This window comes from Jiangella anatolica, assembly GCF_003236295.1.
In the GTDB taxonomy this organism is placed as follows: domain Bacteria; phylum Actinomycetota; class Actinomycetes; order Jiangellales; family Jiangellaceae; genus Jiangella; species Jiangella anatolica.
In genome coordinates this window covers 23,833-49,894 of record NZ_POTW01000048.1, presented here as the reverse complement: position 1 = coordinate 49,894, position 26,062 = coordinate 23,833, and the positions used below count along the sequence as shown (strand labels likewise).

Below are 26,062 nucleotides of genomic sequence, written 5' to 3'. Positions count from 1 at the left end.
GGGGTGGACATCGCGGCGGTCCTGGCCGGTGGGTCGTTGCCGGTGCGGCGGGCGTTGTTCTTCTTCCACTGGTGGACGCTGAACGCGGTGCGGTGGGGGCGGTGGAAGCTGCACCTGGACCGGTTCCCCCGCGACCCCAACCGGGCGCAGGGCCGGGAGCTGCCGCAGCTGTTCGATCTGGAGCTCGACCCGGGCGAGACCTACGACCTCAAGGACCGCCACCCCGACGTCCTGGACCACCTCACCGGCCTGGCCGCCCGCTTCACCGCCGAGATCGACGCCCAACGCGACACCGCCGAAGCCCGCGCCGCCGGCCGAGTGACCGCTCCGCGTAAGGCCATGACCTGACCGCAGTTCCGCCGTCCGCAACTCGACCGCTGCACCGAACCCTAGGGGGCATCATGAACCTGCACCTGTCCGGAATGATTCCACCGGTCGTCTCGCCACTGACCCCGGATCACCGTCCCGATATCGGTGCCGTGGAGAGGCTTACCGCGCACGTCCGGGACGGAGGTGCGTCGGCGCTGTTCGTCCTCGGGTCCTGCGGCGAAGGACCCACACTCGAGCCAGGGGTCGCCAGCGAGATCACCAGGGCGTATGTCGACGCCGTCGCCGGATCGGTTCCGGTACTCGCCGGCGTCGGCGAGACGAGCACGGAGCGAGCTCTCCGGGCCGGCCAGGACTTCGAGCAGATCGGTGTCGACGCGCTGGTGCTGATGGCGCCCATGTACTTCAACGCCGACACCGACAGCGCGGTCATCCGGCACGTCACCGCCCTCGCGGAGCGGACCAGCCTTCCCCTCGTCGTCTACAACATCCCGCACCTGACGCACCATCCGATCACGCCCCGGGCGCTTCGGGAGATCGCCGCGATCGACTCCGTCGTGGCGCTCAAGGAGTCGTCGGGCGAGTGGGACACCTATGCCGCTCTGGCGGACGTGGCCGGCGCCGCGGGACTTCGCGTGTTCCAGGGCGCTGAGGCGCTCATCGCCCGCAGTCTCGCCGCCGGGGCGCACGGCGCCGTGCCCGGGATCGCCAACGTGGTCCCCGGCCTTGCCGCCAGGCTCGTCCAGGCCGGTCTGGACGGCGACACGACCCTGGCCGCAGCGCTCCAGGCTCAGCTCGACGACGTGTGCGCGGTGTACAGCTCGGGGTTCTGGCTGACCTCGCTCAAGGCCGCCCTGGCCGAACTCGGGATCGTCGGCTCGACCGCCGGCCAGGCGCTCGCCCCGCCCGACGCCGACGGGTTGAACGAGGTGCACCGAGTCCTGGTGGCGGCCGGCCTGGTGGAGGTGACCGCCTGACGCATCAAGAGCCGATCGCGGCGAAGGCGGCGTCGATGAACGGCTCGTACGGTGGCCCATGGCGGGGTGTGCGGGCCGGGAAGCCGGTGGTGGCGGCAAGCAGCTGGGCGGCGCCGTCCGCTGTGGTGTGGACACGGTTGTTGTAGCCGTGGGTGTCTCCGCCGTGGCCCCACGTCGGGTGCCGAAGGCTTCGGTCGTCACGCTGGAGTCCGAGGCCATAGGTGCCTCCGTCCGGCGCGCCGGGTGGTGCGCCGGACGCGGCGGGTGGGGCGCCCGACGTGGTCGTCATCGCGTCCAGCAGGTCCGGCCGCAGGAGGTCGCCGGAGAGCAGAGCGGAGAAGAACCGGGAGAGGTCGGCGAGCGTGGAGACCATCCCGCCGCCGGACCAGCCCGGTTCGAACCTGCGGGTGACGTCGGTCCACTGTTCGGCCAGGTCGTGGAAGTGCGCGTAGCCGTGCAGGTACGGCGGCCGGAGCGCTGGCCCTGCGGGCAGATCCGTCTGGAGCAGGCGGAGACGACGGATGATGCGGTGGTGCAGAACCGTCCGGTACGGACGCCCCGTCACCTGCTCGATCAGCAGACCGAGCACCAGGTAGTTGGTCGTGCTGTAGTCGAAGGCAGTGCCCGCTTCGAACCGGGGCCCGGCGGCGACGGCCTGGCCGATGACGTCGCGCGGTTCGATCGGACGGAAGGACGCTCGCCGGTACTCCTCGTAGCTGGAGATGCCATGGCGAAGCGAAGGCAGCAGGATCGGCAGGAAGTCGGGTAGGCCGCTGGTCATGTTCAGCAGGCTGCGTACGGTGATGCGATCCTCGCCCGGGACGAGCCCGGGCAGCTGCCGGCCGATGGGGTCGTCCAGGCCGATCCGGCCCTCGCCCACCAGTTGCAGCACGATCGTCGCGGTGAACGTCTTGGTGGCGCTGCCGATCCGGAACCGATAGTCGATCGCCGGGTGCGCGAGGCGCTGGGCGTCCCGGTCGGCGTAGCCGGCGGCCCCGCGCCAGAGCTCGCCGCCGTCACGGACCATCCCGAGTGCGGCGACCGGTTGGTCGGCCGGATCCGCGGCGGTGCCGACCAGCCCGTCGAGGGCCTGCTGCAGCCCTTCTGGGCCCGTGCCGGAGTCTTCGCCTGGCCACGCTCGCGGCGAGATCGAGAACGCCGACGCCGCCAGCCCCGTCGCCGCCGCTGCCGAGCCGCGCAGCACGGCGCGGCGGCTGAGGCGGACGGTCGTGAGTCTCATGCCGGCACCTCGGGAGCCGCGAAGGACGGGAGCGACGGCGGCTCGGGTGCGGGCGGCTCGACCCTGCCGGGCAACGTGGTGGCGTCCGGCAGCACGCCCCCGCACTCCTCGAGGGCCGCCAGGTACCCGGCCGAGAACGGGTCCACCCACGAGCCATCGCGGTCCAGCTGTACCAGCCCGTTCTCGCCCACGTGTGCGTCGGGGAAGTCGTCGAGCCCCTGCTCACGCATGCACCTGCTGAACTCCGTCGCGGATTCGCCGGCCGGACCGGCCGACCCGGCGTCGGTCGCGCCGAATGCGTTCGGGGCCGCCGGTCCGACCGATAGGATCGCAGCCATCGCGGCGACCTCGATGATCGATGAACGTTTCATGTCTCCTCCGAGCAGTCGTGTTCGGCTGACACCGGAAGCCTCGCCCGTGACCGGTTGCGGGAGCGGAACAGCCGCTGTCACCTCGCTGTAACCCGATCCCGGACACCCTGGATCACGGAGCCGCCGATGCGCGTACTGATAGTCGAAGACCACCGCGAGCTCGCCGAGACCGTCGCGACCGGCCTGCGCCGCGAGGGCATGGCCGTCGATCTCGTTCTCGACGGCGAGGACGCGCTGTACCACACGTCCGTGCACCGGTACGACGTCGTCGTGCTCGACCGAGACCTGCCGGGGATCTCCGGCGACGACGTGTGCCGGTCGCTGGTGAACGGCGGGTATCCCGGTCGCATCCTGATCCTGACCGCGGCCGGCTCGCTGGCCGACCGGGTGGCGGGATTCGAGTACGGCGCCGACGACTACCTGCCGAAGCCGTTCGCGTTCGACGAGCTGGTCATGCGGATCCGGGCGCTGGCCCGCCGGCCGGCGACGGCGATCCCACCCACGCTGGTGCACGGCGGGCTCCGCGTCGACCCCGCCCGGCGCACCGCGTCGCGCGACGGGCGCCGGCTCGACCTCACGCCGAAGGAACTGGCCGTCCTCGAGATCCTGCTCGCCGCCCGCGGGACCGTCGTCTCGGCGGAGCAGCTGCTGGAGCAGGCCTGGGACGAGGCGGCCGACCCGTTCACCCAGACGGTGAAGGTGACGGTCAGCCGGCTGCGGCGCAAGATCGGCGACCCGCCGCTGATCGAGACCGTGCCGCAGGCCGGCTACCGCATCGCCGCACTGTCATGATCCGTCGGCGACCGGCCTGGCGGCGGCCCACCGTCCGGCTCCGGCTCACCCTGCTCTACAGCGGCCTCTTCCTGGCGACCGGAGCTGTGCTGATCGGGCTCGTCTACGTGCTCGTCGCGCACGGTCCGCTCCTCGGGGAGCCGCCGGCGCCGTCCCAGCCGCCCAACGCCGGCGACGTCGCCATCGAGCCACCGGAACTGGCCGGTGACCTGCGGAAACAGGCGGAACGACAGCGTGCCGAGGATGTCCGCCGGCTGCTGACCGCGTCAGTGATCGCGCTGGCGGCGCTCTCCTGCGTCTCGTTCGTGCTGGGCTGGGTGGTCGCCGGCCGGGTGCTACGACCGCTCAGCCGGATGACCGTCCAGGTCCGCCGCATCTCTGCCGATGCACTGGACCAGCGCCTGGGCGTCACCGGGCCGGACGACGAGCTCACCGAGCTGGCCGGCACGTTCGACGACCTGCTCGCGCGGTTGGAGTCGGCCTTCGCCGCCCAGCGCCGCTTCGTCGCCCATGCCTCGCACGAGCTACGCACTCCGCTCACCCTGCAGCGTGCGGTGGTGGACGTGACATTGGGCGACCCGGCCGCCACAGCGGAGACGCTGCGAGCCGCGCTGGCCAGGGTGGGGGTTGCCGCCCACCGGCAGGAGCGGATCATCGAGGCGCTGTTGACGCTGGCGCGCAGCCAGCCGGGGCTACTGGATCGCCGGCGCGTCGATCTGTCCGAGTCGGCCGGCGACGTCCTGGCGGACGTGGCGGCCGAGGCCGCCGCCCGCGGCGTCGAGGTCGCGGCCACTCTGCTCCCAGTGCCGGTCGCGGGGGACCAGGAGCTGGTGGAACGGCTGATCCGCAACCTGGTGGACAACGCGGTACGGCACAACGGCCCGGGCGGCTGGGTCCGGGTGTCGACGGCGGGCGAGGCGGGCGAGGCGACGCTACGGGTGGTCAACAGCGGGCCGGTCGTCCCCGCCGGCGCCGTGCCGGCCCTGTACGAGCCGTTCCAACGGCTGGGCGACCGACGTGGCGCCGACGACGACGGCCTCGGCCTGGGACTGTCCATCGCCGCTGCGGTGGTCGAGGCGCACGGCGGCACACTGACCACCGTCGCCCGGCCCGAGGGCGGCCTGGACCTCACCGTGCGGCTGCCGAGTCACTAGCCGCCCGGGGACGAGTTCCGTCCATTCATTGACGGCACGCGCCCCGGTGTGCAACTATCGCGCCGTTCATTAAGAAACCTACTTAAAGAAGGATCATGCGAACCGCCTCCGACACCCGAACCACTGCTCGTCTGATGAACGAGCGGGCCGTTCTCCAGGCGCTGTACCGGCACGGGCCGTGCACGCGCGGTGAGGTGGCCGACCTGCTGGGGTTCTCGCGCCCGACGACCAACTCGATCGTGGAGAGCCTGGCCACTGCCGGGCTCGTCGTGGAGTCGGGGCAGGCGGGCGGCCGCATCGGCCGCACGGCCGCGCTGTTCGCGATCAACCGCGAGGTCGGCTACGTCGTAGGGGTCGACGTGGGGCCCGCGTCCGTGTCGGCGGTGCTCGCCGACGTGTTCGGCGTGGAGTTCGCCGCGCACGAGGAGGACACCGACACCTCGTCGGCGGCCGCGCTGCTGGACCAGGTGGTCGCCGCCGTCCAGACCGTCCAGGCGCGGGCCCGCGTGGCCACGGACAAGGTGGCGGCCGCGCTGGTGGCAGTGCCCGGGACGGTCGAGCCGGGCACGGGCCGGGTCGCGCTGATGCCGCACCTGCCCGACTTCGGCCCGCGCGACGTCCAGGCGGAGCTGAGCGAGCGGATCGGCGCCCGGGTGCTGGTCCACAACGACGTCAACCTGGCCGCCATCGCCGAGGGGAGCAGCGGCCTGGCGCAGGGCATCGACGACTACGGCTTCATGCACGTGGGCGCCGGCACCGGCCTCGGGCTGGTGATCAACGGACGGCTGTGCGTCGGCCGGACCGGCGCGGCGGGTGAGATCGGCTGGCTCCCGTTCGGCGGCGACCCGCTCGCCCCGGGCTCGCGCCACAACGGGGCGTTCGAGGCCGCGATCGGTGGCCACGGCCTGGCCGAGCGGTACCGGGAGCGGCGGGGCGGCGAAGGGCCGGCGATCACCGTCGCCGAGGTCTTCGCCCGGGCCGGCGACGGCGACCCGCTGGCGGCCGAGGTGGTCGACCGCGAGGCGTACGGCATCGCCATGGCGCTGGCTTCGGTGACCACGATCGTCGAGCCACAGCTGCTCATCCTCGGCGGTGAGGTGGGGCTGCAGCCGGCGCTGCTCCAGCCGGTCCGCGGCTACCTCGACCGGCTGGTGCCGCGGCCGCCCGCCGTCGAGACCAGCACGCTCGGCGCCCGCGCGTCCATCGCCGGCGCCATCGCCCTGGGCGTGCAGGAGGCCCGGGAGGGTCTGTTCGGACGCCGCGACGTCAGCCCCGCCGCGCCCGGCGCCGCACCGGTGAGGGCGTGACGGTGGGCGCGACCGCACCGCTGTTCCTGGAGCTGTCCGGCAGTGCCCGTGAGCGCGGACGCCGCCACGGCGAAGGCGCCCGATCCCAGGTGCGCGCGGCCGTGGACTTCTACACCGAGCACAGCCGGCGGCTGTCCGGCCGCGACCTGGCGGATCACGCAGATCGGATCGGCGGCTGGCGGGCCGAGATCGGCCGGCAGGCGCCGGACCTGCTCGACGAGATGGACGGCATCGCCGAAGGCGCCGGGGTGAGCGCCGACGCGGTGCTGCTGCTCAACGCCCGGGCCGACCTCGGCCACCTCCGGGAGCCCGCCGCCACGAGGACCGAGGCCCGCCGCCACCGCGACCGGGGGTCGTCGCTGGCGCTGCTCGGCGCGGCCACCGGCGACGAGCACGTGTACGTGGCCCGCAACTGGGACTGGTATCCCGACGCCGGCGAGTGGTCCGTGGTGCTGCGCATCGTGCAGCCGCCGAAGCCGACGCTGATCGTCGAGGCGGAGGCCGGTCAGGTGGGCGGCGACGGCGCCAACTCGGCCGGGCTGGCGCTCGCCGTCACGGGCCTGGACGGTCCCGGCGCGGCGAGCGGCCTGCCGCGCGCCGTCCTGTCGCGGGCGATCCTCGACTGCCACGACCTGCACGGGGCGTTGCGTGCCGTGCTGCTGATGCCGCGATGCGCGCCGGCGAGCCTGCTGCTGGCGCATCGCGACGGCGCGGCCGTCGCCCTGGAGTCCCAGGCGGCCGGAGCGCGGTGGCGTCAGCCGGACGGCGGCGTGCTCGTGCAGGGCGACCATCACCAGGACGAGCTGCCGGCGGACCTGCGCGACGACCACCGGCCGGTGATCGTCGACTCCCTGTACCGCGTGCCGATCGTCCGGCAACGGGCGGCCGCCGCGCGCCTGGCCGTTGGCTCCGGCGGCGTCCTGCGGGCCGTCGCCGGCGCCCTGAGCGACCACGTCGGCTACCCGGCCGCGGTGTGCCGCCACGACGACCAGCGCTGGCCCGGCGACGACGGCATGGCGACGCTCCGCTCGTCGATCACCGACCTCACCACCGGCGAGCACCGGCTGGCCGCCGGCAACCCCTGCGAGTACGACCACGAGCTCATCCCCTGGAACCTCTACGAGGACGAGGACGGCACCCGATGACCGACCGACCCCCGCTCGTCGCGCTGGACGGCGTCAACAAGTACTTCGGCTCGCTGCACGTCCTGCGCGACGTCACCCTGTCGGTCGGCCGCGGCGAGGTGGTCGTGATCATCGGGCCGTCCGGCTCGGGCAAGTCGACGCTGTGCCGCTCGATCAACCGGCTGGAGCCGATCGACTCGGGCACGATCGCGGTGGACGGGGTGCCGCTGCCGGCCGAGGGCCGGGCGCTGGCCGCGCTGCGCGCCGACGTCGGGATGGTCTTCCAGTCCTTCAACCTGTTCGCGCACAAGACGATCCTGGACAACGTCACGCTCGGGCCGGTCAAGGTGCGCAAGCTGCCGCGGCGCGAGGCCGAGCAGCGGGCTCGCACCCTGCTGGACCGGGTCGGCATCGCCGACCAGGCGGGCAAGATGCCTGCGCACCTGTCCGGCGGGCAGCAGCAGCGCGCCGCCATCGCGCGTGCCCTGGCGATGGAGCCGAAGGTGCTGCTCTTCGACGAGCCGACCTCCGCCCTCGACCCGGAGATGATCAACGAGGTCCTCGACGTGATGACCTCGCTGGCCCGCGACGGCATGACCATGATCGTCGTCACCCACGAGATGGGCTTCGCCCGCCGCGCCGCCGACCGCGTCCTGTTCATGGACGGCGGCCGGGTCCTGGAGGCCGGCAGCCCGCAGGAGTTCTTCGACAACCCGCAGACCGACCGCGCCCGGGACTTCCTGTCGCGGGTGCTCCACCACTAGCAAGGGGAGACAGACCATGGCTCGTCGCCGTCACCGGCTCGTCCCGGCCGTGGCCGGGCTGGCCGCGCTGCTCGTGGCCGCCGCGTGTTCCAGCTCCGCGGAGCCGGCGGAGAGATCCGCTACCAACGTCCTGGCCGAGGTCGACCAATCCGCGGCCGTCGAGCAGGGACCCGTGGGCGAGAACCTGCCGCTGACACCGACCGTCCAGCGCATCCGGGAACGCGGCTCACTGGTGGCCGCCGGGGTGCTCAGCTCGCCGGTCTTCGCGCTGCAGGACCCCGCCACCGGCCGGATCTCCGGCTTCGACGCCGGGATCGCCCAGCTGCTCGCCAAATACATCCTGGGCGAGCCGAACGTCGAGACGAAGACCAGCGGCGCCGAGACGCGGGAGTCGCTGCTGCAGAACGGCTCCGTCGACGTGGTCGTGTCCACCTACAGCATCACCGAGGCACGGGACCGGCTGATCGACTTCTCCACGCCCTACTACATCGCGCAGAGCGGCATCGTCGTGCGCAGCGACGAGACGCGGATCGAGGACGCCGGCGACCTGGCCGGGATGAAGGTGGCCACCCAGCCCGGCGCCGCCGAGGAGGCGCTGCGCCGGGGCATCCCCGAGGCCGAGCCCATCCTGTTCGAGACGTCGTCGGAGTGCCTGGAGGCGCTGCGGCAGGGCCGGGTGGACGCCTGGTCGCAGAACAACGCCAGCCTGCTCAGCAAGATCGTCCAGGAGACGGACGTGATGCTGCTCCCCGCCACCTACGGGACGGTGGAGTTCGGCATCGGGATGTCCGAGGACGACCCCGAGTTCAAGGAGATCGTCGACGAGTTCGTCCGGACCATCGTCGCCGACGGCACCTGGCAGCGGCTCTGGGACGACACCGTCGGCGTCGTCCAGGACGAGCCGCCGGTGCTGCCGACGCCCGGCTCGCCCTGATCGGGCGCCGCCGATGTCCGTCATCGCTGACTATCAGGACGAGCTGCTGGGCGGCATGCTGACGACGATCCAGCTGTCGATCGTGACGTTCCCGCTGGCCTTCGTCCTCGGCGTCCTGCTCAGTGTGCTGCGCCTGTGCCCGGTGCCGCTGCTGCGGGCCGTCGGCACCGCCTACGTCGAGGTCGTGCGCAACGCGCCGGTGCTCGTCCTGATCGCCGTCATCGTCTTCGGCCTGCCCGAGGTCGGCCTGACCATTCCGCTGTTCACCTGCGTCGTCGTGGGGCTGAGCATGTACTTCGCCTGCTACGTGTGCGAGACGGTCCGGTCGGGCATCCGGTCGGTGTCGGTGGGCGAGATCGAGGCCGCCCGAGCGCTGGGCCTCGCCACGAGCGCCGTGTTCCGGACCGTCGTGCTGCCGCAGTCGCTGCGGTCGATGGTGCAGCCGCTCGCGACCATCTTCATCAACATCGTGCTCGGGTCCGCGCTGGGCGCCGCGATGGGGGTGCACGAGCTGACCGGCACGGTCCGCTCGGTCAACCTGCTCGAGGCGCAGCCCATCCTCTGCTTCGCCCTGGCCGGCCTCGGCTACCTCGTCATGACGCTGACCATCGGGCACACGGCGGGCGTCATCGAGCGGCGCGTTCGGGTGGTGCGATGACCACCGAGGACGTCCTCTTCGACCACCTGGGACCGCGGGCGCATCGCAGGATCCGGACGGTGACGCTGTGGACGGCGGCCGGCATCGCCGGCGTCGTGGCGGTCGTGCTGGCGCAGCTGTCCGCGGCCGGCCAGCTCGACCCGGTCCGGTGGCGCGTGTTCACCGAGTGGGACTACCAGAGGTTCCTGCTGGACGGCTTCGTCTCGACGCTGCGAGCCGGCGCGGTCGCCGTCGTCCTGTCGTTGCCGCTCGGTACGGTCCTGGGCCTGATGCGGCTGTCGCGCCGCTGGTGGATCGCCGCGCCGGCGACGGCCGCGATCGAGTTCCTGCGCTCGATCCCCCTGATCCTGCTCATCTACTTCTTCCTGCTCGGCCTGCCGGCCGCCGGCGTCGTGCTGCCGACGTTCTGGCAGCTGACGGTGCCGATCGTGCTGCACGCCGGCGCCGTGTTCGCCGAGATCGTCCGGGCCGGCGTGCTGTCACTGGACCGCGGCCAGGTCGACGCCGGCTATGCGATCGGGCTGACGCACACCAGGACCACCACGCTGATCGTGCTGCCGCAGGTGCTGCGGTCGCTGCGGCCGGCGCTGGTCAGCCAGGTCGTGCGGGTCATCAAGGAGACCAGCCTCGGCTACGTCGTCAGCTATCCCGAGCTGCTGTACTCCGGCAAGATCCTCGGCGAGTTCACCGGCGACTTCCTGCAGGCCTACATCGGCGTCGCCGTGCTCTTCGTCGCGGTCAACATCGCACTGTCCCAGCTGGCCGAGTACCTGGACCGGAGGTCGAAGACGTGACCGAGTCGATTCCGTTCGTCGAGCTCTCCGGCACAGCACGGGAGTGCGGACGGGCACACGGCGAGGCCGCGGCGGACCGCATCGCGGCGAGCGTGGAGTTCTACGCCGAGCTGTTCGGCGTCATGAAGGGCCGGCCGTGGTCGGAGGTCTGCGCCCGGGCCACGGACTGGATCCCGTGGATCGAGTCCTATCTGCCCGAGGCCCTGGACGAGATCGACGGCATCGCCGAGGGCAGCGGCCGCCGCTTCGAGGAGATCCTCGCCCTGAACGGCCGGTCCGAGCTCGACGACCAGGGCCCCTACACGGGGACGGCGCCGGACGAGTGCACCTCGTTCGCGCTCACCGGGGAGGCCAGCGGCACCGGGCACACGTACTGCGGGCAGAACTGGGACTTCTACAGCGGCACCCGGCCGTCCCTGGTGGCGCTGCGGATCGCCCAGCCGGGCCGGCCGACGATCATGATGGTCGCCGAGGCCGGGCAGGTGGGCCGGCACGGCGCGAACTCCGCCGGCCTGGCGCTGAACGCCAACGGCCTGCGCTCGCAGATCCGCACCCGGCCCGGCGTTCCGCAGACCTACATCCGGCGCAAGGTGCTCAACTCGTGGAGCCTGAACGAGGCGCTGCGCGCGGTGTTCGACGTCGACCAGGCCCGGCCGAACAACCTGCTGCTGACCCACCGCGACGGTTTCGTCATCGACGTCGAGACGACGCCGGACCGGCACGGCTGGAGCTACCCGCGCGACGGCGTCCTGGCCCACGCGAACCACTTCGTCTCGTTCCGGCCCGCCGGCATCGGCGACGACTATCGGCCGTCACCTGACTCACTGTTCCGTGGCGAGCGCGTCGGCGCCGGCCTCGGGCCGTGCCGGCAGACCACCACCGCCGGTCAGGTCGCCGACATCGTCCGGGCGACGATGAGCGACCACTTCAGCCTGCCGCACTCGGTCTGCAACCACCCCGACCCGACCGGCGCGGAGGTGGCCAGGGGAGAGACGCTCACCTCGAGCCTGGTCGACCTGACCACGGGCGAGTACCGTTTCACCGACGGGCCACCCTGTCGCCACGCCTACCGGCTGCTGCCCCGGAACCTGTACGACGGTCCAGCGACGCCCGAGTGAGATCCTGTTCCACACTAAAACTAATCCGCGTGCTAGCGTGCCGATCACGGCCGGCCGAGGGTGGGTGAGGTGACATGGTGGCGTCGGCAGGACTCCAGGCGACGACGGACGCGCGGCCGTACAACCGCCAGTCCGTCGTGCGGCTGGCGCTGCAGCGCGGTGTGCTCACCCGCCACGAGATCGCCTCCCTCTCCGGCCTGAGCAAGGCGACGGTGTCGCGGGTCGTGCGCGAGCTGCTCGCCGACGGCGTGCTCGTCGAAGGCCCGACGCTCGGGCCCGGCGCGGCGGGGCGGCCCACCACCGCCCTGGTGCTCAACGGCGCTCTGGGCTGGGCAGCCGGCGTCTCGGTGTCGCGCACGCAGTGCCGGTTCCTGGCCGCCGACGTGCGCGGGGTCGAGACCAAGCGCTGGAGCGTGCCGGTGGCGGCGGCGGGACCCGCCGAGCTGCGCGATCTGGTCGTCGCCCAGCTGCGCACGCGGCTGCCCGGCGCCGCCCAGCAGGTCGCGGTGACCGTCGGCGTGCCGGCCCGGGTCGGCGCCGACGGCCTGCTGCTGGACGCGGCCGGCTACGCGGAGCTGGAGGGGCACCCGCTGGCAGCGGAACTCTCCCGCGAGCTCGGCGCGGAGGTGGTCGTCGAGAACGACGCCGACCTCGCGATCCTCGGCGAGCGCGAGCACGGCGAGGCCGCGGCCGGCGCGCGCACCGCGGTCTACCTCATGATCGGCGAGACGACCGGCGGCGGCGTCTACCTGTCCGGCGCGATCCTGCACGGCCGGACGGGGCTCGTCGGCGAGTTCGGCGACCTGCCGGTGTCCGCCGGCGTCGACGCCGAGCAGGCACTGCGCGACGCCGTGCGGGCCGACGACGGGCGTGCGGAGGAGCAGATCGTCTACTTCCTCGCGATGGTGCTCAGCGCGGCGTACTCGCCCGACGTCATCGTGTTGTCCCAGCTGCCGTCGGTGGGTGGGCGGACGACGCTGGCGCGGGTCGCGCGCCAGCTGGCCGACGAGATCGCCGCGCCGCCGCGGCTGGTCGAGGGCGGCCTCGGCGCCGGTGCCACGGTCGCCGGGGCGCTGGGGCTCTCCGTGCGGAGGGTGCAGGAACGGCTGCTCGCCTAGCCTTGCATGGCGCGGGTCAGGCTGAAACTATAGCGGGGTGGAGAACCGGGACATCCGCAGCCTGAACCGGGCCCGGGTGCTGGCTGCCATCGTCGCGCAGGGCCGCATCGCTCGCTCGCAGCTGGTCGCCGCCACCGGGCTGAGCAAGGCCTCGATCTCTCGCGTCACCCGGGAGCTGCTCGACGACGGGCTCGTCGTCAGCGACGGCAGCCAGCCCGAGACGCTGCGCGTCCACGCCGACGCGTTCGCCGCCTGCGGCGTGGACCTCGGCGCCACGAGCGCGCGCTTCGTCGTCATCAACGCGCACGGTGAGGTCGTCGGCTTCACGGCCCAGCCGACGCCGCGGGACGCGGACCCGGCCGGCCTCGCGGCCTGGATCGTTGCCAACGTGGCCGAGGTGACGTCGGGGCGGCCCGGGCCGCGGTTCATCACCATGGGCGTCCCCGGGGTCGTCGACCCGCACACGAGCATGATCACCGAGGCGCCGAACCTCCCGGCCGTCGAGTCCGGCGTCTTCCTCGACGCGCTCGAGGCCGAGTGGCCAGAGCACCTGCGGCTGGACAACGACGCCAATCTCGCCGTGCTCGGCGAGCACGTGTGGAACGGCTTCGGCCCGGACAGCACCACCGTGATGCTGACGCTGAGCACCGGCATCGGCGCGGGCGTGATCCTCGGCGGTGAGCTGCTGCGCGGCCGCGACGGCCGGGTCGGCGAGCTGCGCATGATCCCGCTGGGAGTGGGCCCGGACCGCATCGAGGACGTGCTCAGCGGCGCCGGCGTCGCAGCCTTCGCGCGGTCGCGGTCGCTGGGCCCCGGAACCCCCGCCGATCTGCTGCGCGGCACGTCGGATGGCCACCGCGAGCTGCGCCGGCGCGCCCACGCGGGACTGGAGCTGGCGGCGTCCATCGCCGTCGTGGCCTACGAGGCGTCGACGCTCATCGTCGGCGGCGCGCTGAGCGAGCCGCTGGCCGACGAGATCGACGCCGTCGCCGAGACGATCCGGCGCCGGTTCGGCGCCGACACGCGTGTCATGGTCACGTCGCTGGGCGACCTCGCGTTCGTCGCCGGGACCCTCGCGCTGTCCGTCGACCGCGCGTTCGCCTCGCTCGGCGTGGCCCGCTCCACGCTGGCCACGGCCGAGGTGACGACGGCGATCGGCCAGCTGCGGACGATGATCGGGCCGTGATCAGCGGGCGGCCGCCGGTGCGACGAGACCGGCGGCCGCGAGCAGCGCCCCACGCAGCGACCCGTCGTGGAGGAATCGCGCGGGCCGGATCGGCGGCGGGAACGGCGTGCCCGCGACGGCGCGTTCGACCGCCCGCAGGATCGGCTCCGACGCGCTCATCAGCCCGCCGCCGATCGCGACGACCGCCGGGTCGACGGCCAGGACGAGGCCGGCGACCGCGGCGCCGAGCTGCGTCAGGACACCGTCGGCGAGCGCGCGCAGCCACGGCTGGTCCGACAGCAGCACCTCGCCGGCGCGCAGCACGGCGCCGGTCTCCGCCGCCACCCGCTCCTCGATGGCCCGCCCGCCGACGACGTCCTCGAGATTCGCGCCGGCCGACCCCGACGACGCCGGCGCGTAGCCGATCTCGCCGGCAGCGCCGTTCGCGCCGCGCAGGACGGTCCCGCCGACGACGATGCCGGCCGCGACGCCGGTGCCGGCGCTGAGGTAGAGCCCAGGATCCGCGCCGCTCAGCGCGCCGAGCTCGTACTCGGCGCGGGTCGCCAGCTTGACGTCTGTGTCGACGGTGAGCCGCTCCAGGCCGAGGCCGGTGCTGAGCCGGTCGCGCAACGGCAGGCGGTCCCAGCCCGGGATGTTGGGCGACAGCGCGATGCCGCCGTCGCTCTCGATGCCGGGGGTCGCGGCGGCGGCCGCCACCGGACGCAGGCCCGTCCACGCCTGCGTCACGTCCATCAGCTCCCGGGCCTGCCGCACCGCGCGGGCGACGACGGCCTCGGCGCCGTCGGCGGCCTCGGTGGCGATGCGGACCCGGTCGACGATCTCGCCGCCGGCGGTCGCCGTCGCGAGGTCGATCTTGGTGCCGCCGAAGTCGATGCCGAGGACGAGGCCGGGTGCCAGGTCAGGCATCGGGGTCCGCCCAGGGCGCGGGGTCGGCGGCGTCGATCCACTCCCGGATCGCGGCCCGGAACGCCGGCGTGATCGGGCGGGCGGACAGGATCGTGTACCAGAGCCCGCTCAGCTCGATGACGTCGTGGACGCGGTCGAACGCCGCGTTCACGTCGTCCCAGGTGATGCCCATGTCGGCGGGGCGGTAGGGGAGTCCGAGCCGGTCCAGGACACCGCGGATCCGGTCCGGCTCGTTGCCCTGCAGCGCGCTGGCGATGAGGATGCCCAGGCCCACGGCCTGCCCGTGCAGGAAGGACCGGCCGGTCACGTACTCCAGCGCGTAGAAGAGGAAGTGGTCGGCGCCCTCGATGTGCCGCGGGTTCCAGCCGGCCGCCGCGAACGCGCCACCTCCGTAGGCGAGGCTCGCGACCAGGCTCCGGATGCCGTCGTCGGTGAGCGCGTGGATCTCGTCCACGTGGTCCACGACGCGCCGCAGCGCCTCGTCCGACGCCGCGGCCAGCCGCTCGTCGTACGGCCAGGCGGCCTCGACCTTGCCGGTCCCGGCCGCGAACCGCCAGTCCCACAGCGCGGTGTGGTAGCACAGCACGTCCGCCGCGCCGGACCAGTTGAGCACGGGCGGAGCCGCACGGATGAGGTCGAAGTCGACGAACACCGCCTCCGGCACGGCCCAGCCGACGTACTGGACGATCCCGTCGGTGCGCACCGCCGACCGGTGACCCCACGCGGCGTTGACGCTGAGCGCCGTCGGGACCTGGAACAACGGCAGGCGAAGCCGCCAGGCGAGGTACTTGGCGGCGTCGAGCGCCTGGCCGCCGCCGATGCCGACGATGGTGCGCATCGACGCGCAGCGGCCGACGAGCTCCTCGAGGTGGCCGCGGTCGAGCCCGGCGTCGAGCACCAGGGCCGGTTCGGCGCCGAGGCGGCCCCGATGCACCGAGGCGAGGTCGGGCATGGACACGACGGCGAACGGCGCGTTGGCGATCTTCCCGATCTCGGGGAGCAGCCCGCGTCCGAAGACGGTGGTGAAGTCGATGGTCACGGCGGTAAATACTATTGACCGCTCAGGAGGGCGTCAATACTATTTACCCGCATGGAGGGTCACGCGCGCCGGCACGGCATCGTCCGCAAGCACAACGAGACAGAGGTGCTGCGGGCGCTGTACCACCGCGGCCCGCTCACCCGCTCCGCGCTGTCGCGGGAGACGGGGCTGTCCAAGCCGACGGTCAACGCGATCGTCGAGCGGCTGGTGGGCGAGGCGTGGCTGCGGCCGACGGATGACGGCGCGAAGCCGCCCGCGTTCGGGTTCGGCGTCGCCGCCGGAGCCGGGCTGGGCGTCAGCATCGACCCGTCGAGGGTCCGGGTGGGCATCGCCGACATCGGCGGAACGCGGTTCCTCGGCGAGCCGCGCGCGACGCCGCGGTCCACGGCGCGGCTCCTCGACCTGATCGGCGCTCTGACCGAAGAGGCCTGCGAGAACACGGGCGTCGGCCGCGATCAGCTGCGGCTGGCGGTCGTGTCCGTGCCGGGCGTTCCGCACCCGGGCGGCATCCGGCTGGCCGCGAACACGCCCGCGCTGGCGTCGGCGGACCTCGAGGACCTGCTGGGGCGGGCGCTCGGCTGTGAAGTCGTGCTGGCCAACGACGTCAACCTGGCCGCCGTCGCCGAAGGGTGGCAGGGGCCGGCCGCCGGCAGCGAGAACTACACCGTCCTGCACTTCGGGAAGGGCATCGGCATGGGCGTGGTCATCGGGGGGCGGCCCGTCCACGGCGTGCACGGCGCCGCGGGCGAGATCGGTTACCTGCCGCTGGGCGCCGACCCGCTCGACCCTCGTCACGCCCGTCGCGGCGCGCTGGAGTCGCAGCAGGTCTTCGCCGACGTCGACGCGCTGCTGCGGCGGGACCCGGACGTGGCGCTGCCGGCCGAGTTGCTCGAACCGCTGGCGACGCTCATCGCCTCGGCCATCCTCGCCGTGCAGAGCGTCCTCGACGTCGAGCTGCACGTCCTGACCGGCCCCGTCGGCTCCCGCGAGGACGTGCTGACCCGGGTGCGGGAGCTCATCGAGCCGGTGCCGCTCGAGCTCGCGGTCACGGCCAGCGAGCTGGGGGAGTCCGGTCCGGTCGTCGGCGCGCTGGCCACGGCCCACCGGTCCCTGGTCGACCGGCTGATCGGCGCCTGAGATGGAGCTCGCGGAGCTGGCCCTCCGGCTGGCGGTCGCCGCCGCGGCCGGCCTGGTCGTGGGCCTGGAGCGCGAGCTCAAGGGCCACCCGGCCGGCATGCGCACGCACGTGCTGGTCTCCATCGGCGCCGCCATGTTCACCCTGACCGGCGCCTACGGGTTCGCCGACGCCGTCAGGGGCCCGAACGCCGACCCGGCCCGCATCGCCGCCCAGGTGGCCTCGGGCATCGGCTTCATCGGCGCCGGCGCGATCCTGCGCGACCGGGGATCGATCCGCGGCCTCACCACGGCCGCGACGGTGTGGCTGTCCGCGTCGTGCGGCGTCGCCGCGGCCGCGGGCGCCTACCTCGAGGTCGGCGTCGGGACCGCGCTCGTCCTGGTCGTGCTCGTCGGGCTGCGGCTGCTGCGCCCGCGGCGGCGGGGGAGCTGGCGGCGGCTGCAGCTCGACGTCGAGTACGCCCGCGGGACCGGGACGCTGGCGCCGGTGGTCGACGCGGTCCGGGAGGCCGGCTCCCGGGTCGAGGGCGTCGAGGTCACCGACGACGAGGACGACGAGCGCCCCACGCGCCGGCTCAGCCTCTGGCTCGCCCTCCCGGCCGCGACCCGGCCGGAGGACCTCATGCTCGCGCTGTCCAACATCGGCGCGGTGTCGTCGATCGCCCTGCGTTTCGAGGACTCAACGGCTGCATAGTTTCAATCTGGCACCGATCTGACGGCCGCACCTGCCTCACCGGTCCGGCCGAGTCTCGACCTGCCTGACCAGCGATATCAGCACCTCAGCCGGGCTCGTGGGTGGATCGAGCCGCCCGTCGGTGTCGCCGAAGTGAACAGTTCCCCTCCAGCCTTGACCGCGTCAGGCTCCGGTCCTATTCTCCCAATAGTTGCAGCCTGGAAGACTCCCTTCCACCACACCAGGAGTGGTCATGCAGGACCGGAAGAGCCGCCCGAGGGGCCGGCTGCTCGTCGTCGCGGCGGTACTGTCGCTGGCGCTGTCCGCGTGCGCGTCCGCCGACTCGAACTCGCAGAGCCAGAGCTCCGAACCCGTCGACGGCGGCGTGTTCCGGCTCGCGACCGTCGCCGAGCCCGCGGGCCTCGACCCCGCGCTCGTCTTCGACGGCGACTCGTACCGCATCAACGCCCAGATCTACGAGACCCTCGTGACGCTCGCCCCCGGCACGACCTCCGAGGTCGTCCCGGCGCTCGCGACGTCCTACACGCCGAACGAGGACGCCACCGAGTGGACGTTCCAGCTGCGCGAGGGCGTGACGTTCCACGACGGGACGCCGTTCGATGCCGCGGCCGTGAAGTTCAACTTCGACCGCTGGAAGAACTTCCCCGAGGCGCTGCAGAGCCGCGCCGAGCTCTACGGCACGGTGTTCGGCGGGTTCGGCGACGCCGGCATCCTCGAGTCGGTCGACGTCGTCGACGAGCGCACCGTCGGGCTGCGCCTGAGCGCGCCGCGGCCGGACCTGCCGATCACCCTGACCCTCCCGGTGTTCAGCATCGCCAGCCCGGCGGCGCTGCAGGAGTACGGCGCCGACGAGGTCGACGCCGCGTCGAGCGAGTTCGCCAACGAGCACCCGGTCGGCACCGGCCCGTTCGTCTTCGACTCCTGGACCCACGGCGACCGCGTCGAGCTGGTCCGCAACGAGGACTACTGGGACGAGCCGGCGCACCTGGACCGCATCGTGTTCAAGGCCATCAGCGACGCCGCCGCCCGGCTCAACGCGGTGCAGGCCGGCGACGTCGACGGCGCGGACATGATCAACCCGCGGGACGTGGAGGCGGTGACGGCGAACTCGTCGCTGCAGCTCGCGCTGCGCGGCTCGTGCAACTCCGGGTTCGTCGCGTTCAAGAGCGACCAGGAGCCCTTCGACGACCCGCGCGTGCGCCAGGCCGTGAGCCACGCGATCAACAAGGAGGCCATCGTCGACCGCTTCTTCGGCGAGACCGGGGAGCCGGCCTGGCTGCTGATGCCGGAGAGCATCCCGTTCCACGACGACTCGCTGGAGAACCCCGAGTACGACCCCGACCTCGCGCGTGAGCTGCTGGCAGAGGCGGGCGAGCCGAACCCGGTCGTCGACTTCTGGTACCCCACCGACGTCACGCGTCCGTGGCTGCCGGACTCGCAGGGCATCTTCCAGGCGATCGCCGCCGACCTCGAGGCCGTCGGCTTCCAGGTCACCCCGCGCAGCGCGACGTGGACGGCCTATCTGCAGGACTCCAAGACCCCCGCGTACGGCCTGTTCCTGCTGGGCTGGAGCTGCGACTACGGCGCCGCGGACAACTTCTACGGCGGCGCGTTCGGCTACATCGACAGCGCGCCCAACCCGCGCTACCAGTACACCAGCGACGAGTTCGTGGCCGCGCTCGAGACCGCGCAGGTCGCGCCGGAGGATCAGCGCGAGGCGGCGTGGGCGCAGGTCCAGCGGATCGTCTACGACGACCTCCCGGTGGTGCCGTTCGTCCACGGCTCGTCCTCGCTGGCGTTCAGCACCCGCGTGCACGGCTACGAGCCCAACCCGGTCCTCGTCGAGCACCTCGACGACGTCTGGCTGAGCGACTGACCGCCCCATGACCGCCTACGTCGCCCGCCGCCTGCTGCTGCTCGTCCCGACCCTGCTGGCGCTCACCGTCCTGGCGTTCCTGTTCGTGCGGGCGCTGCCCGGTGACGCGGCGGTGGCCATCCTCGGCCCCAACGCGTCCGCGGAGTCGATCGAGCGGCTGCGCGAGACGCTGGGACTGAACCTGCCGCTGCCGCAGCAGTACGGCGAGTACCTGGCCGGGCTGCTGAGCGGCGACCTGGGCACCTCGGCGGTGTCGCAGCGCCCGATCGCCGGCGAGATCGGCGCGCGGCTGCCGGCCACGATCGAGCTGTCGGTGGCCGCGCTGCTCATCGGCGTGCCGCTCGGGATCGCGCTGGGCCGGTTCTCGGCCCGGCGCGCCGGCTCGGCGGCCGACGCGACCAGCACCGTCGTGGCGGTCGTCGCGGTCTCGGTGCCGGTGTTCGTGCTCGGGCTGACGCTGCAGTATGTGTTCGCCGTCCTGCTCAACTGGTTCCCGGCGATCGGGCGGGTGACGAACAGCGGCGCCGAGGAGCGGATCACCGGCTTCGTCCTGCTCGACGCGATCCTGTCCGGGCGCCCGGACCTGCTGCTGGACGGGCTGCACCACCTCGTCCTGCCCGCGGTGACGCTGGCCGCGGTGCCGATGGCGGTCACGGCCCGGATCGCCCGGGCGGCGTACCTCGCCGAGAGCCGCCGTCCGCACGTCCGGATCGCGCTGGCGAAGGGGCTGGCACCGGCGAAGGTGCGGCGCGATCACATCGCGCACAACTCCTGGCCGCCGCTGGTCGTCGTGATCGGCCTGCAGCTGGGCGCGCTGCTGTCCGGCGGCATCATCACCGAGAACATCTTCGGCTGGGGCGGCCTGGGCAGCCTCGTCGTCTCGTCCATCCGGACCCGCGACTACCTGGTGATCCAGTCCGGGCTGCTGGTCCTCGCGCTCATCTACGTGCTGGTCAACATGGCCGTCGACGTCGTCAACGCGCGCATCGACCCCCGGCTGAGGAGTGCGCGATGACCCCCGAGCTGATCAGCCCCGCGGTGGCGCGGCGCACCGGCGTCCTGCACACGGCGCTGCGCACGCCGGGCGCCGTGGTCGGGGGAGCGGTCGTCGTGCTGCTCCTGCTGGTCGCGGTCGCCGGCCCGCTCCTCGTGCCCCACTCGCCGACGGAGCCGGTGCCCGGCGGGCTGGCCGCCGCGTTCGCGCCGCCGTCGCTCGACCACCCGCTGGGCCTGGACGGGCAGGGCCGCGACGTGCTCAGCCGCATGATCGCCGGGACCCGCCTCACGCTCGCCGTCGGCATCTCAGCCGTGCTCGTCGGCGCGCTCATCGGCACGCTCGTCGGCGCCGTCGCCGGGTCCGTCGGCGGCGTGGTCGACAACGCGACGATGCGCGTCGTCGACCTGCTCCTGGCGTTCCCGTCGCTGCTGCTGGCCCTGGGCATCGTGGCCGCCTTCGGGCAGGGCCGCACCCAGGTCGTCATCGCCGTCGGCGTCACCACGGTCCCGGTGTTCGCCCGGCTCGTGCGCAGCGAGGTGCAGCGTCAGACCGGCCTGGACTACGTCAGCGCGGCCCGGATGTACGGCTCCGGCCGTGGGCGGATCCTGCTGCGGCACCTGATCCCCAACTCGGCGCACCTGATCGTCGTGCAGGCCACGCTGATGCTGTCCACGACGGTGATCGAGGTGGCCGCGCTCGGCTACCTGGGGCTCGGTCCCGCCGACCCCCGCGAGGCCGAGTGGGGCAGCATGCTCACCGAGGCGACGCTCACCATGCGCACCGAGCCGCAGCTGCTGGTCTGGCCCAGCATCGCCCTCGTGATCACAGCGGTGGCGTTCAACGTGCTCGGCGACGGGCTGCGGCACGCGGTCGAGGAGGACTGATGAGCGTCCTGATGACAGCACCTCTCCTCGGCGTGGACGGGCTGACGATCGAGATCCGCGGCCGCACGCGCCACACCATCCCCGTCCGCGGGGTGACCTTCGCCGTCCGCGCGGGGGAGCGGCTGGCGATCGTCGGCGAGTCCGGGTCGGGCAAGTCCATGACGGCGACGGCGGTGCTCGGGTTGCTCCCGCCCGGCGCGCGGATCACCGCCGGGACGATCACACTGGACGGCGCCGAGCTCACCGCGCTGTCCGACGACGAGCTGCGCGGCTACCGCGGGTCCGTCATGAGCCTGATCCCGCAGGACCCGCTCGGCTCGCTGAACCCCGTCCGCCGCGTCGGCTGGCAGATCGTCGAGGCGATCCAGGCGCACGAGCGGGTGAGCCGCGTGGCCGCCCGGGCCCGCGCCGCGGAGCTGCTGACGATGGTCGGCATCGACGAGGCCGCGGACCGGCTGGACGCGTACCCGCACGAGTTCAGCGGCGGCATGCGCCAGCGGGTGCTCATCGCCATGGCGCTGGCGCTGCGCCCGCGGCTGCTGATCGCCGACGAGCCCACCACCGCGCTCGACGTCACGGTGCAGGCCCAGGTGCTGGACCTGATCGACCAGCTCGCCAGCGAGGCCGGGTCCGCCGTCATCCTCATCACCCACGACCTCGCCGTCGCCGCGGGCCGCACCGACTCGATCGTCGTGATGCGCGACGGCCAGGTGAAGGAGAGCGGGCCCACCGCCCGGGTGCTCACCGCGCCGGCCACCGCCTACACGCGCGACCTGCTGGAGTCCTCACCGGACCTGCGCCGGCCGCGCAAGTCCCGGTTCGTGCTGCGCGACCAGCGAGAGGAGGTGCCTTCGTGAGCGGCTCGGACGCTGCCCTCGTCGAGGTCCAGGACGTCTCGATCACCTACCGCGGCGGCCGCGGGTTGGGCCGGCGCCCGGCGCCGGTGGTCGACGGCGTGACGTTCGCCGTCGCCGCCGGTGAGACGTTCGGGCTGGTCGGCGAGTCCGGCTCGGGCAAGTCGTCGATCGCGCGGGCGATCGCCGGACTGCACCGCATCTCCGGCGGGGACATCCGGTTCCGCGGCCGGTCGATCGCCTCCGACGGCCCCGGCCGCAACCGGGAGATCCAGATGATCTTCCAGGACCCGGACGGCAGCCTGGACCCGCGGCTCACCATCGCCGCGTCGGTCGAGGAGGCGCTACGCCCATCCGGGTCCTCGGCGAAGGCCCGGCGCGCCCGCGCGGCGCAGCTGCTGGCGTCGGTCGGGCTGCGCGAGGACCTGCACGCCAGTCGGCCGCGGCAGCTCAGCGGCGGCCAGAAGCAGCGGGTGGCCATCGCCCGGGCGCTGGCGTGCGAGCCGTCGCTGCTGATCGCGGACGAGCCGGTGAGCGCCCTGGACGTGTCGGTGCAGGCGCAAGTGCTGAACCTGCTGCTCGACCTGCAGGACGAGGGCCTGACCATCCTGCTCATCTCGCACGACCTCGCGGTGGTCAACCACATGTCCGACCACATCGGCGTGCTCTCCCGCGGCCGGATGGTCGAGCAGGGCAGCGCCGACGACGTCGTGTTCCGTCCTCAGAACGACTACACCCGGCGCCTCCTCGACGCGGTGCCGGGCCGTCAGCTCGACGCGACGCGCTCCGGGGCGGGCGCGGAAGGAGACCCGTGGTGACCCACCCCGACCGGCCGGTCCTGGTGGCCGGCGACGCGATCCGCGCCGGCACGCAAGCGCCGTTCCGGTCTCTCGTCGCCCGTCCGCGCGACCCGCGCGCCGAGCTGGCCGACCTCGCGGGCCTCGCCCCGTCGCCGCCGCAGCCGCTGGACCGGTTCACGTCGGTCGCACGGTTCGTCCACGTCAGCGACCTGCACATCACCGACGTCGAGTCGCCGGCCAGGCTCGACTTCATGATCGACGACGCCGCCGACCCGCGCTACGAGCAGGCGCTGCCGGTGCCACGGCCGCAGCAGCTGCTGTCCACGCACGCCGCCGCCGCGGCCGTCGACACGATCGGCCGGCTCGGCCCCAGCGCGGAGTCCGGGCGGCCGGTCGAGTTCGTGGTGCTCACCGGCGACCTCGTCGACAACGCGCAGCGCAACGAGCTCGACCGGCTGGAGGCGGTCCTGCGTGGCGCCGAGGTGCGCGCGTCGTCGTGGCCCGGGGTGGTCGAGGGGACAGAGACGGCGGACTGGCGCGACGCACAGGTGTGGCAGCCGGCCGACGCCGCCGGCCTCTGGGCCACGCGGTACGGCTTCCCGCACGACCCCGGCCTGCTCGCGGCGGTGAGCACGCCGTTCACGCCGTCCGGGCTGACGGTGCCGGCGATCCTGGCCCGGGGCAACCACGACGCGCTGCTGGCCGGCACCGTCGCATGGACCGCCGCCACGAGGGCGCTGGCCGCCGGCGGCCGCAAGGTGCGCGGGCTGCCGCCGCGCGACCTGCTCGACGACGCCGCCGCCGCGTTCCGCGCCGACCCGGACGCGTTCTTCACCGGCCGGGCCGTCCCGGTGACGCCGGACCCGTCGCGGCGCCCGATCGCCGCCGCGGAGTTCGCGCGCACGATCGGGGCGCCGGCGCTGGACGCGCACGGTCACGACTTCGTCGTGGCGATGGGCGACCGGCTGCGGGTGGTGGTCCTCGACACCGTCGACGACCACGGGCATCCCGACGGCGTCGTCACGGCCGAGCAGTACGACTGGCTGGCGCGGGTGCTCGACAGGATCGCCGCCGACCCGGCGCGGCCGCTGGTGGTCGTCGCGTCGCACCACGGCCCGCTCCACCATCACACCGCCGCGGCGACGGCCGGCCGGGTCACCGGTGCGCAGGTGGTCCAGCTGCTCGGCCGGCACGAGCAGGTCGTGCTGTGGCTGACCGGGCACACCCACTACGCGGAGGCGATCGCCCATCGGGCCGGCCCGGGCCGCGGGTTCTGGGAGGTCACCGCCCCGGCGATCGTCGACTGGCCGTGCCAGCTGACCACCGTCGAGGTGTTCGAGCACGCGGACGGCAGCGTCGCGGTGACCGTCGACAAGCACGACCTCGCCGTCCCCGCGTCGCCGGACGGCGCCGACGCCGTCGCGGACCTCGCGTCGCTGCACCGGCTCCTCGCCGCCAACCAGGCGGACTTCGGCCGCATCTTCCCCGGCCCCGAGCACGACGACCGGCGCGACCTGCTGCTCCGGCTCGGACCGCCGCATGGAGTCTGAAGCGCCGGGTGGGCTGTGGGACCTGCACGTGCACACGTCGCACTCCTGGGACGCGGCGGCGGCGCCGGCACTCGTGTGCGCCGCGGCCGTGCGGGCCGGGCTCACCGGGGTCGCGCTCACCGACCACCTCGACAGCGCCGAGATCGACGGCCTGGAGGTTCGCCGGCCCAGCGGCCGGATCGACCTGCCCGGCTACCTGCGCGACGTCGAGCAGGTGCGCGCGCTCTTCCCCGGCCTCGGCGTCCTCTCCGGCGTGGAGGTGGGCGAACCGCACCTGATCGGCGCCGAGCTGGCCGCCCTGCGCCGCCGGTACCCGCTCGACGTCGTGCTCGGATCCGTCCACGCCGTCGTCGTGCGCGGCGCGCTCGTCCCCATCGAGTCGCTGCTCGACGACCACGGCCTCGACGGCACGATGGAGCGCTACCTGGACGAGGTGCTCACGATGCTGCACGCGGCCCCGCCGATCGACGTCGTCACCCACGTCGCCTACCCGCTCCGCTACGCCGGGCGGTGCGACTACGACCCGCGCCGGCACGAGAAGCTGTACCGCGAGATCATCGCCCGCGCCGGCCGGCTCGGCGTCGCGCTCGAGCTGAACCTGCGCGGGCCGAGCATCACGACCGAGTTGCTCGAGTGGTGCGCCCAGGACCCGGGGATCGCCGTCACCCTGGGCGGCGACGCGCACACTCCCGACGCGGTCGGGTCCGGCCTCGCACCGGTGGCGGCGCGGCTCGCGAGCCTCGGGTTCGGACCCTGCTCCGGCCACGGCGGGCGGATCTGCCGGCATGCCGCCTGCCGCGCCGGCTCCACCTCGTCGCGGGCGTCGGCGACCACGCGGTGAGCCGGCCCCTGCGTCGCACCGCGCCTTGACAGGTGCAGGTGGCGGTGCTGAGCTGTGGCGCCCGCGGTTGGACGCCGACAGTCAGGGATCCCGTGCTGGACGCCATGCTCGCGTTTCTCGCGAAGGAGCCCTGCCACGGCTACGAACTGTGGTCGCGGCTGCAGACCTCGCTGGGGCCGCTGGGCGGCGGTCTCAACACCGGCCAGGTCTACATGACGCTGCGCCGGCTGGAACGGGCCGAGCTGGTCGAGGCGGCGACGGTCGAACGCGATGACGCGCTGGACCGCAAGGTGTACACCGTCACGCCGAAGGGCCGTGCCCGGGTGCAGGTGTGGCTGTCCGCCGTCACCTGGGACAAGCAGCCGGCCACCGAGTTCCACCTCAAGCTCGTCGCCGCGGCCGGCGGGCTGGCCGACCCGATCGCCCTGATCGACGCCCAGCGGGCGGAGCTGATCCGCCGGCTCGCCGACGCCCAGCGCACGGCGCTGGCCCACCCGGGGGACGCGACGCCGGCCCTGCTGCTGGCGGGCGTCATCCTCCGCCTCGAGGCCGACCTGGAGTGGCTCGACCTGTGCGTCCGTCACTGGCAGCGCTCGGGCGCAACGGAGGCCTAGTCGACCACC

General features: G+C 73.4%; 26 protein-coding genes and 1 pseudogene. 23 read left to right on the top strand and 4 right to left on the bottom strand.

All coding sequences use genetic code 11. From position 1 onward, the window contains the following. Positions 1–348: pseudogene (locus tag C1I92_RS19145) on the top strand (hypothetical protein); the annotation flags it as partial. 53 nt (positions 349–401) lie between these two features. Next, the gene (locus tag C1I92_RS19140) at positions 402–1,304 is read left to right on the top strand and encodes a dihydrodipicolinate synthase family protein (RefSeq protein ID WP_111256249.1); all 903 of its coding nucleotides are present in this window, start codon (positions 402–404) and stop codon (positions 1,302–1,304) included. A 4-nt stretch (positions 1,305–1,308) separates the two neighbouring features. On the opposite strand, the gene C1I92_RS19135 is transcribed toward C1I92_RS19140, so the two are convergent. Next, positions 1,309–2,544, bottom strand: coding sequence for a serine hydrolase domain-containing protein (locus C1I92_RS19135; protein WP_111256248.1), 1,236 nt, complete (start codon positions 2,542–2,544; stop codon positions 1,309–1,311). Next, positions 2,541–2,882, bottom strand: coding sequence for a hypothetical protein (locus tag C1I92_RS19130; RefSeq protein ID WP_146605199.1), 342 nt, complete (start codon positions 2,880–2,882; stop codon positions 2,541–2,543). Before C1I92_RS19130 ends, C1I92_RS19135 begins: the two co-directional genes overlap by 4 nt. Before the next feature lie 159 nt (positions 2,883–3,041). Between C1I92_RS19130 and C1I92_RS19125 the strand changes: the two genes are divergently transcribed. The 11 genes from C1I92_RS19125 to C1I92_RS19075 all read left to right on the top strand — a co-directional run bounded on the left by C1I92_RS19125 (position 3,042) and on the right by C1I92_RS19075 (position 13,864). Continuing rightward, positions 3,042–3,707 (top strand): response regulator transcription factor, encoded by a 666-nt coding sequence (locus C1I92_RS19125; protein ID WP_111256246.1) that lies wholly within the window; start codon positions 3,042–3,044, stop codon positions 3,705–3,707. Continuing rightward, positions 3,704–4,861 carry a sensor histidine kinase gene (locus C1I92_RS19120; protein ID WP_111256245.1) on the top strand — a complete coding sequence of 386 codons (1,158 nt, stop codon included), beginning with the start codon at positions 3,704–3,706 and terminating at the stop codon, positions 4,859–4,861. The genes C1I92_RS19125 and C1I92_RS19120 overlap by 4 nt, the downstream gene beginning before the upstream one ends. A 95-nt stretch (positions 4,862–4,956) precedes the next feature. Next, positions 4,957–6,168 (top strand): ROK family transcriptional regulator, encoded by a 1,212-nt coding sequence (locus C1I92_RS19115; protein ID WP_111256244.1) that lies wholly within the window; start codon positions 4,957–4,959, stop codon positions 6,166–6,168. Beyond that, positions 6,165–7,313: a C45 family autoproteolytic acyltransferase/hydrolase gene (locus C1I92_RS19110; protein ID WP_146605198.1), complete on the top strand. Its 1,149-nt coding sequence runs from the start codon at positions 6,165–6,167 to the stop codon at positions 7,311–7,313. The genes C1I92_RS19115 and C1I92_RS19110 overlap by 4 nt, the downstream gene beginning before the upstream one ends. Continuing rightward, entirely contained in the window at positions 7,310–8,056 is a 747-nt protein-coding gene (locus C1I92_RS19105) for an amino acid ABC transporter ATP-binding protein (protein ID WP_111256242.1), read from the top strand. The genes C1I92_RS19110 and C1I92_RS19105 overlap by 4 nt, the downstream gene beginning before the upstream one ends. A 16-nt stretch (positions 8,057–8,072) precedes the next feature. Further along, entirely contained in the window at positions 8,073–8,990 is a 918-nt protein-coding gene (locus C1I92_RS19100) for a transporter substrate-binding domain-containing protein (protein ID WP_111256241.1), read from the top strand. 13 nt (positions 8,991–9,003) lie between these two features. Further along, positions 9,004–9,648 carry an amino acid ABC transporter permease gene (locus tag C1I92_RS19095; RefSeq protein ID WP_111256240.1) on the top strand — a complete coding sequence of 215 codons (645 nt, stop codon included), beginning with the start codon at positions 9,004–9,006 and terminating at the stop codon, positions 9,646–9,648. Further along, a complete protein-coding gene (locus C1I92_RS19090) occupies positions 9,645–10,442 on the top strand; it encodes an amino acid ABC transporter permease (protein ID WP_111256239.1) in 798 nt (265 codons plus the stop codon). Before C1I92_RS19095 ends, C1I92_RS19090 begins: the two co-directional genes overlap by 4 nt. After that, complete coding sequence (locus tag C1I92_RS19085) at positions 10,439–11,560, top strand: C45 family autoproteolytic acyltransferase/hydrolase (RefSeq protein ID WP_111256238.1); 1,122 nt, start codon at positions 10,439–10,441, stop codon at positions 11,558–11,560. The genes C1I92_RS19090 and C1I92_RS19085 overlap by 4 nt, the downstream gene beginning before the upstream one ends. A gap of 74 nt (positions 11,561–11,634) precedes the next feature. After that, a complete protein-coding gene (locus C1I92_RS19080) occupies positions 11,635–12,678 on the top strand; it encodes an ROK family transcriptional regulator (RefSeq protein WP_111256237.1) in 1,044 nt (347 codons plus the stop codon). A 37-nt stretch (positions 12,679–12,715) separates the two neighbouring features. Continuing rightward, positions 12,716–13,864 carry an ROK family transcriptional regulator gene (locus C1I92_RS19075; protein WP_111256236.1) on the top strand — a complete coding sequence of 383 codons (1,149 nt, stop codon included), beginning with the start codon at positions 12,716–12,718 and terminating at the stop codon, positions 13,862–13,864. Here the strand turns inward: C1I92_RS19075 and C1I92_RS19070 are convergent, their stop codons facing one another. Beyond that, positions 13,865–14,770 carry an ROK family protein gene (locus C1I92_RS19070; protein WP_111256235.1) on the bottom strand — a complete coding sequence of 302 codons (906 nt, stop codon included), beginning with the start codon at positions 14,768–14,770 and terminating at the stop codon, positions 13,865–13,867. After that, positions 14,763–15,809: an iron-containing alcohol dehydrogenase gene (locus tag C1I92_RS19065; protein ID WP_111256234.1), complete on the bottom strand. Its 1,047-nt coding sequence runs from the start codon at positions 15,807–15,809 to the stop codon at positions 14,763–14,765. Before C1I92_RS19065 ends, C1I92_RS19070 begins: the two co-directional genes overlap by 8 nt. 51 nt (positions 15,810–15,860) lie before the next feature. Here C1I92_RS19065 and C1I92_RS19060 point away from each other — a divergent pair, with 51 nt between their 5' ends. From C1I92_RS19060 to C1I92_RS19020, 10 genes are all read left to right on the top strand, one after another. Beyond that, positions 15,861–16,946 (top strand): ROK family transcriptional regulator, encoded by a 1,086-nt coding sequence (locus C1I92_RS19060; RefSeq protein ID WP_111256233.1) that lies wholly within the window; start codon positions 15,861–15,863, stop codon positions 16,944–16,946. Position 16,947: 1 nt separating this feature from the next. Further along, positions 16,948–17,637 carry an MgtC/SapB family protein gene (locus C1I92_RS19055; protein WP_111256232.1) on the top strand — a complete coding sequence of 230 codons (690 nt, stop codon included), beginning with the start codon at positions 16,948–16,950 and terminating at the stop codon, positions 17,635–17,637. 232 nt (positions 17,638–17,869) lie between these two features. Then, entirely contained in the window at positions 17,870–19,513 is a 1,644-nt protein-coding gene (locus C1I92_RS19050) for an ABC transporter substrate-binding protein (protein WP_111256231.1), read from the top strand. Positions 19,514–19,520: 7 nt separating this feature from the next. Further along, the gene (locus C1I92_RS19045; RefSeq protein WP_111256230.1) at positions 19,521–20,528 is read left to right on the top strand and encodes an ABC transporter permease; all 1,008 of its coding nucleotides are present in this window, start codon (positions 19,521–19,523) and stop codon (positions 20,526–20,528) included. Beyond that, the gene (locus C1I92_RS19040; RefSeq protein ID WP_111256229.1) at positions 20,525–21,394 is read left to right on the top strand and encodes an ABC transporter permease; all 870 of its coding nucleotides are present in this window, start codon (positions 20,525–20,527) and stop codon (positions 21,392–21,394) included. The genes C1I92_RS19045 and C1I92_RS19040 overlap by 4 nt, the downstream gene beginning before the upstream one ends. After that, positions 21,394–22,251, top strand: a complete 858-nt coding sequence (locus C1I92_RS34530; protein WP_233507091.1) for an ABC transporter ATP-binding protein — start codon at positions 21,394–21,396, stop codon at positions 22,249–22,251. The genes C1I92_RS19040 and C1I92_RS34530 overlap by 1 nt, the downstream gene beginning before the upstream one ends. Next, positions 22,248–23,066: an ATP-binding cassette domain-containing protein gene (locus C1I92_RS34525; protein ID WP_233507086.1), complete on the top strand. Its 819-nt coding sequence runs from the start codon at positions 22,248–22,250 to the stop codon at positions 23,064–23,066. The genes C1I92_RS34530 and C1I92_RS34525 overlap by 4 nt, the downstream gene beginning before the upstream one ends. Then, a complete protein-coding gene (locus C1I92_RS19030; RefSeq protein ID WP_158564200.1) occupies positions 23,063–24,598 on the top strand; it encodes a metallophosphoesterase in 1,536 nt (511 codons plus the stop codon). The genes C1I92_RS34525 and C1I92_RS19030 overlap by 4 nt, the downstream gene beginning before the upstream one ends. Further along, entirely contained in the window at positions 24,588–25,439 is an 852-nt protein-coding gene (locus tag C1I92_RS19025) for a PHP domain-containing protein (RefSeq protein WP_111256227.1), read from the top strand. Before C1I92_RS19030 ends, C1I92_RS19025 begins: the two co-directional genes overlap by 11 nt. 104 nt (positions 25,440–25,543) lie before the next feature. After that, a complete protein-coding gene (locus C1I92_RS19020) occupies positions 25,544–26,053 on the top strand; it encodes a PadR family transcriptional regulator (protein WP_199521367.1) in 510 nt (169 codons plus the stop codon). The last annotated feature ends 9 nt before the right edge of the window (positions 26,054–26,062 follow it).

Coding starts and splice junctions, on each gene's coding strand:
- C1I92_RS19060 (WP_111256233.1), top strand. CDS start 15,861: ATGGAGGGTCACGCGCGCCGGCACGGCATCGTCCGCAAGCACAACGAG.
- C1I92_RS19050 (WP_111256231.1), top strand. CDS start 17,870: ATGCAGGACCGGAAGAGCCGCCCGAGGGGCCGGCTGCTCGTCGTCGCG.
- C1I92_RS19140 (WP_111256249.1), top strand. CDS start 402: ATGAACCTGCACCTGTCCGGAATGATTCCACCGGTCGTCTCGCCACTG.
- C1I92_RS19135 (WP_111256248.1), bottom strand. CDS start 2,544: ATGAGACTCACGACCGTCCGCCTCAGCCGCCGCGCCGTGCTGCGCGGC.
- C1I92_RS19040 (WP_111256229.1), top strand. CDS start 20,525: ATGACCCCCGAGCTGATCAGCCCCGCGGTGGCGCGGCGCACCGGCGTC.
- C1I92_RS19020 (WP_199521367.1), top strand. CDS start 25,544: ATGCTCGCGTTTCTCGCGAAGGAGCCCTGCCACGGCTACGAACTGTGG.
- C1I92_RS19100 (WP_111256241.1), top strand. CDS start 8,073: ATGGCTCGTCGCCGTCACCGGCTCGTCCCGGCCGTGGCCGGGCTGGCC.
- C1I92_RS19055 (WP_111256232.1), top strand. CDS start 16,948: ATGGAGCTCGCGGAGCTGGCCCTCCGGCTGGCGGTCGCCGCCGCGGCC.
- C1I92_RS19105 (WP_111256242.1), top strand. CDS start 7,310: ATGACCGACCGACCCCCGCTCGTCGCGCTGGACGGCGTCAACAAGTAC.
- C1I92_RS19070 (WP_111256235.1), bottom strand. CDS start 14,770: ATGCCTGACCTGGCACCCGGCCTCGTCCTCGGCATCGACTTCGGCGGC.
- C1I92_RS19120 (WP_111256245.1), top strand. CDS start 3,704: ATGATCCGTCGGCGACCGGCCTGGCGGCGGCCCACCGTCCGGCTCCGG.
- C1I92_RS19125 (WP_111256246.1), top strand. CDS start 3,042: ATGCGCGTACTGATAGTCGAAGACCACCGCGAGCTCGCCGAGACCGTC.
- C1I92_RS19130 (WP_146605199.1), bottom strand. CDS start 2,882: ATGGCTGCGATCCTATCGGTCGGACCGGCGGCCCCGAACGCATTCGGC.
- C1I92_RS19090 (WP_111256239.1), top strand. CDS start 9,645: ATGACCACCGAGGACGTCCTCTTCGACCACCTGGGACCGCGGGCGCAT.
- C1I92_RS19025 (WP_111256227.1), top strand. CDS start 24,588: ATGGAGTCTGAAGCGCCGGGTGGGCTGTGGGACCTGCACGTGCACACG.
- C1I92_RS19115 (WP_111256244.1), top strand. CDS start 4,957: ATGCGAACCGCCTCCGACACCCGAACCACTGCTCGTCTGATGAACGAG.
- C1I92_RS19045 (WP_111256230.1), top strand. CDS start 19,521: ATGACCGCCTACGTCGCCCGCCGCCTGCTGCTGCTCGTCCCGACCCTG.
- C1I92_RS19080 (WP_111256237.1), top strand. CDS start 11,635: ATGGTGGCGTCGGCAGGACTCCAGGCGACGACGGACGCGCGGCCGTAC.
- C1I92_RS19095 (WP_111256240.1), top strand. CDS start 9,004: ATGTCCGTCATCGCTGACTATCAGGACGAGCTGCTGGGCGGCATGCTG.
- C1I92_RS34530 (WP_233507091.1), top strand. CDS start 21,394: ATGAGCGTCCTGATGACAGCACCTCTCCTCGGCGTGGACGGGCTGACG.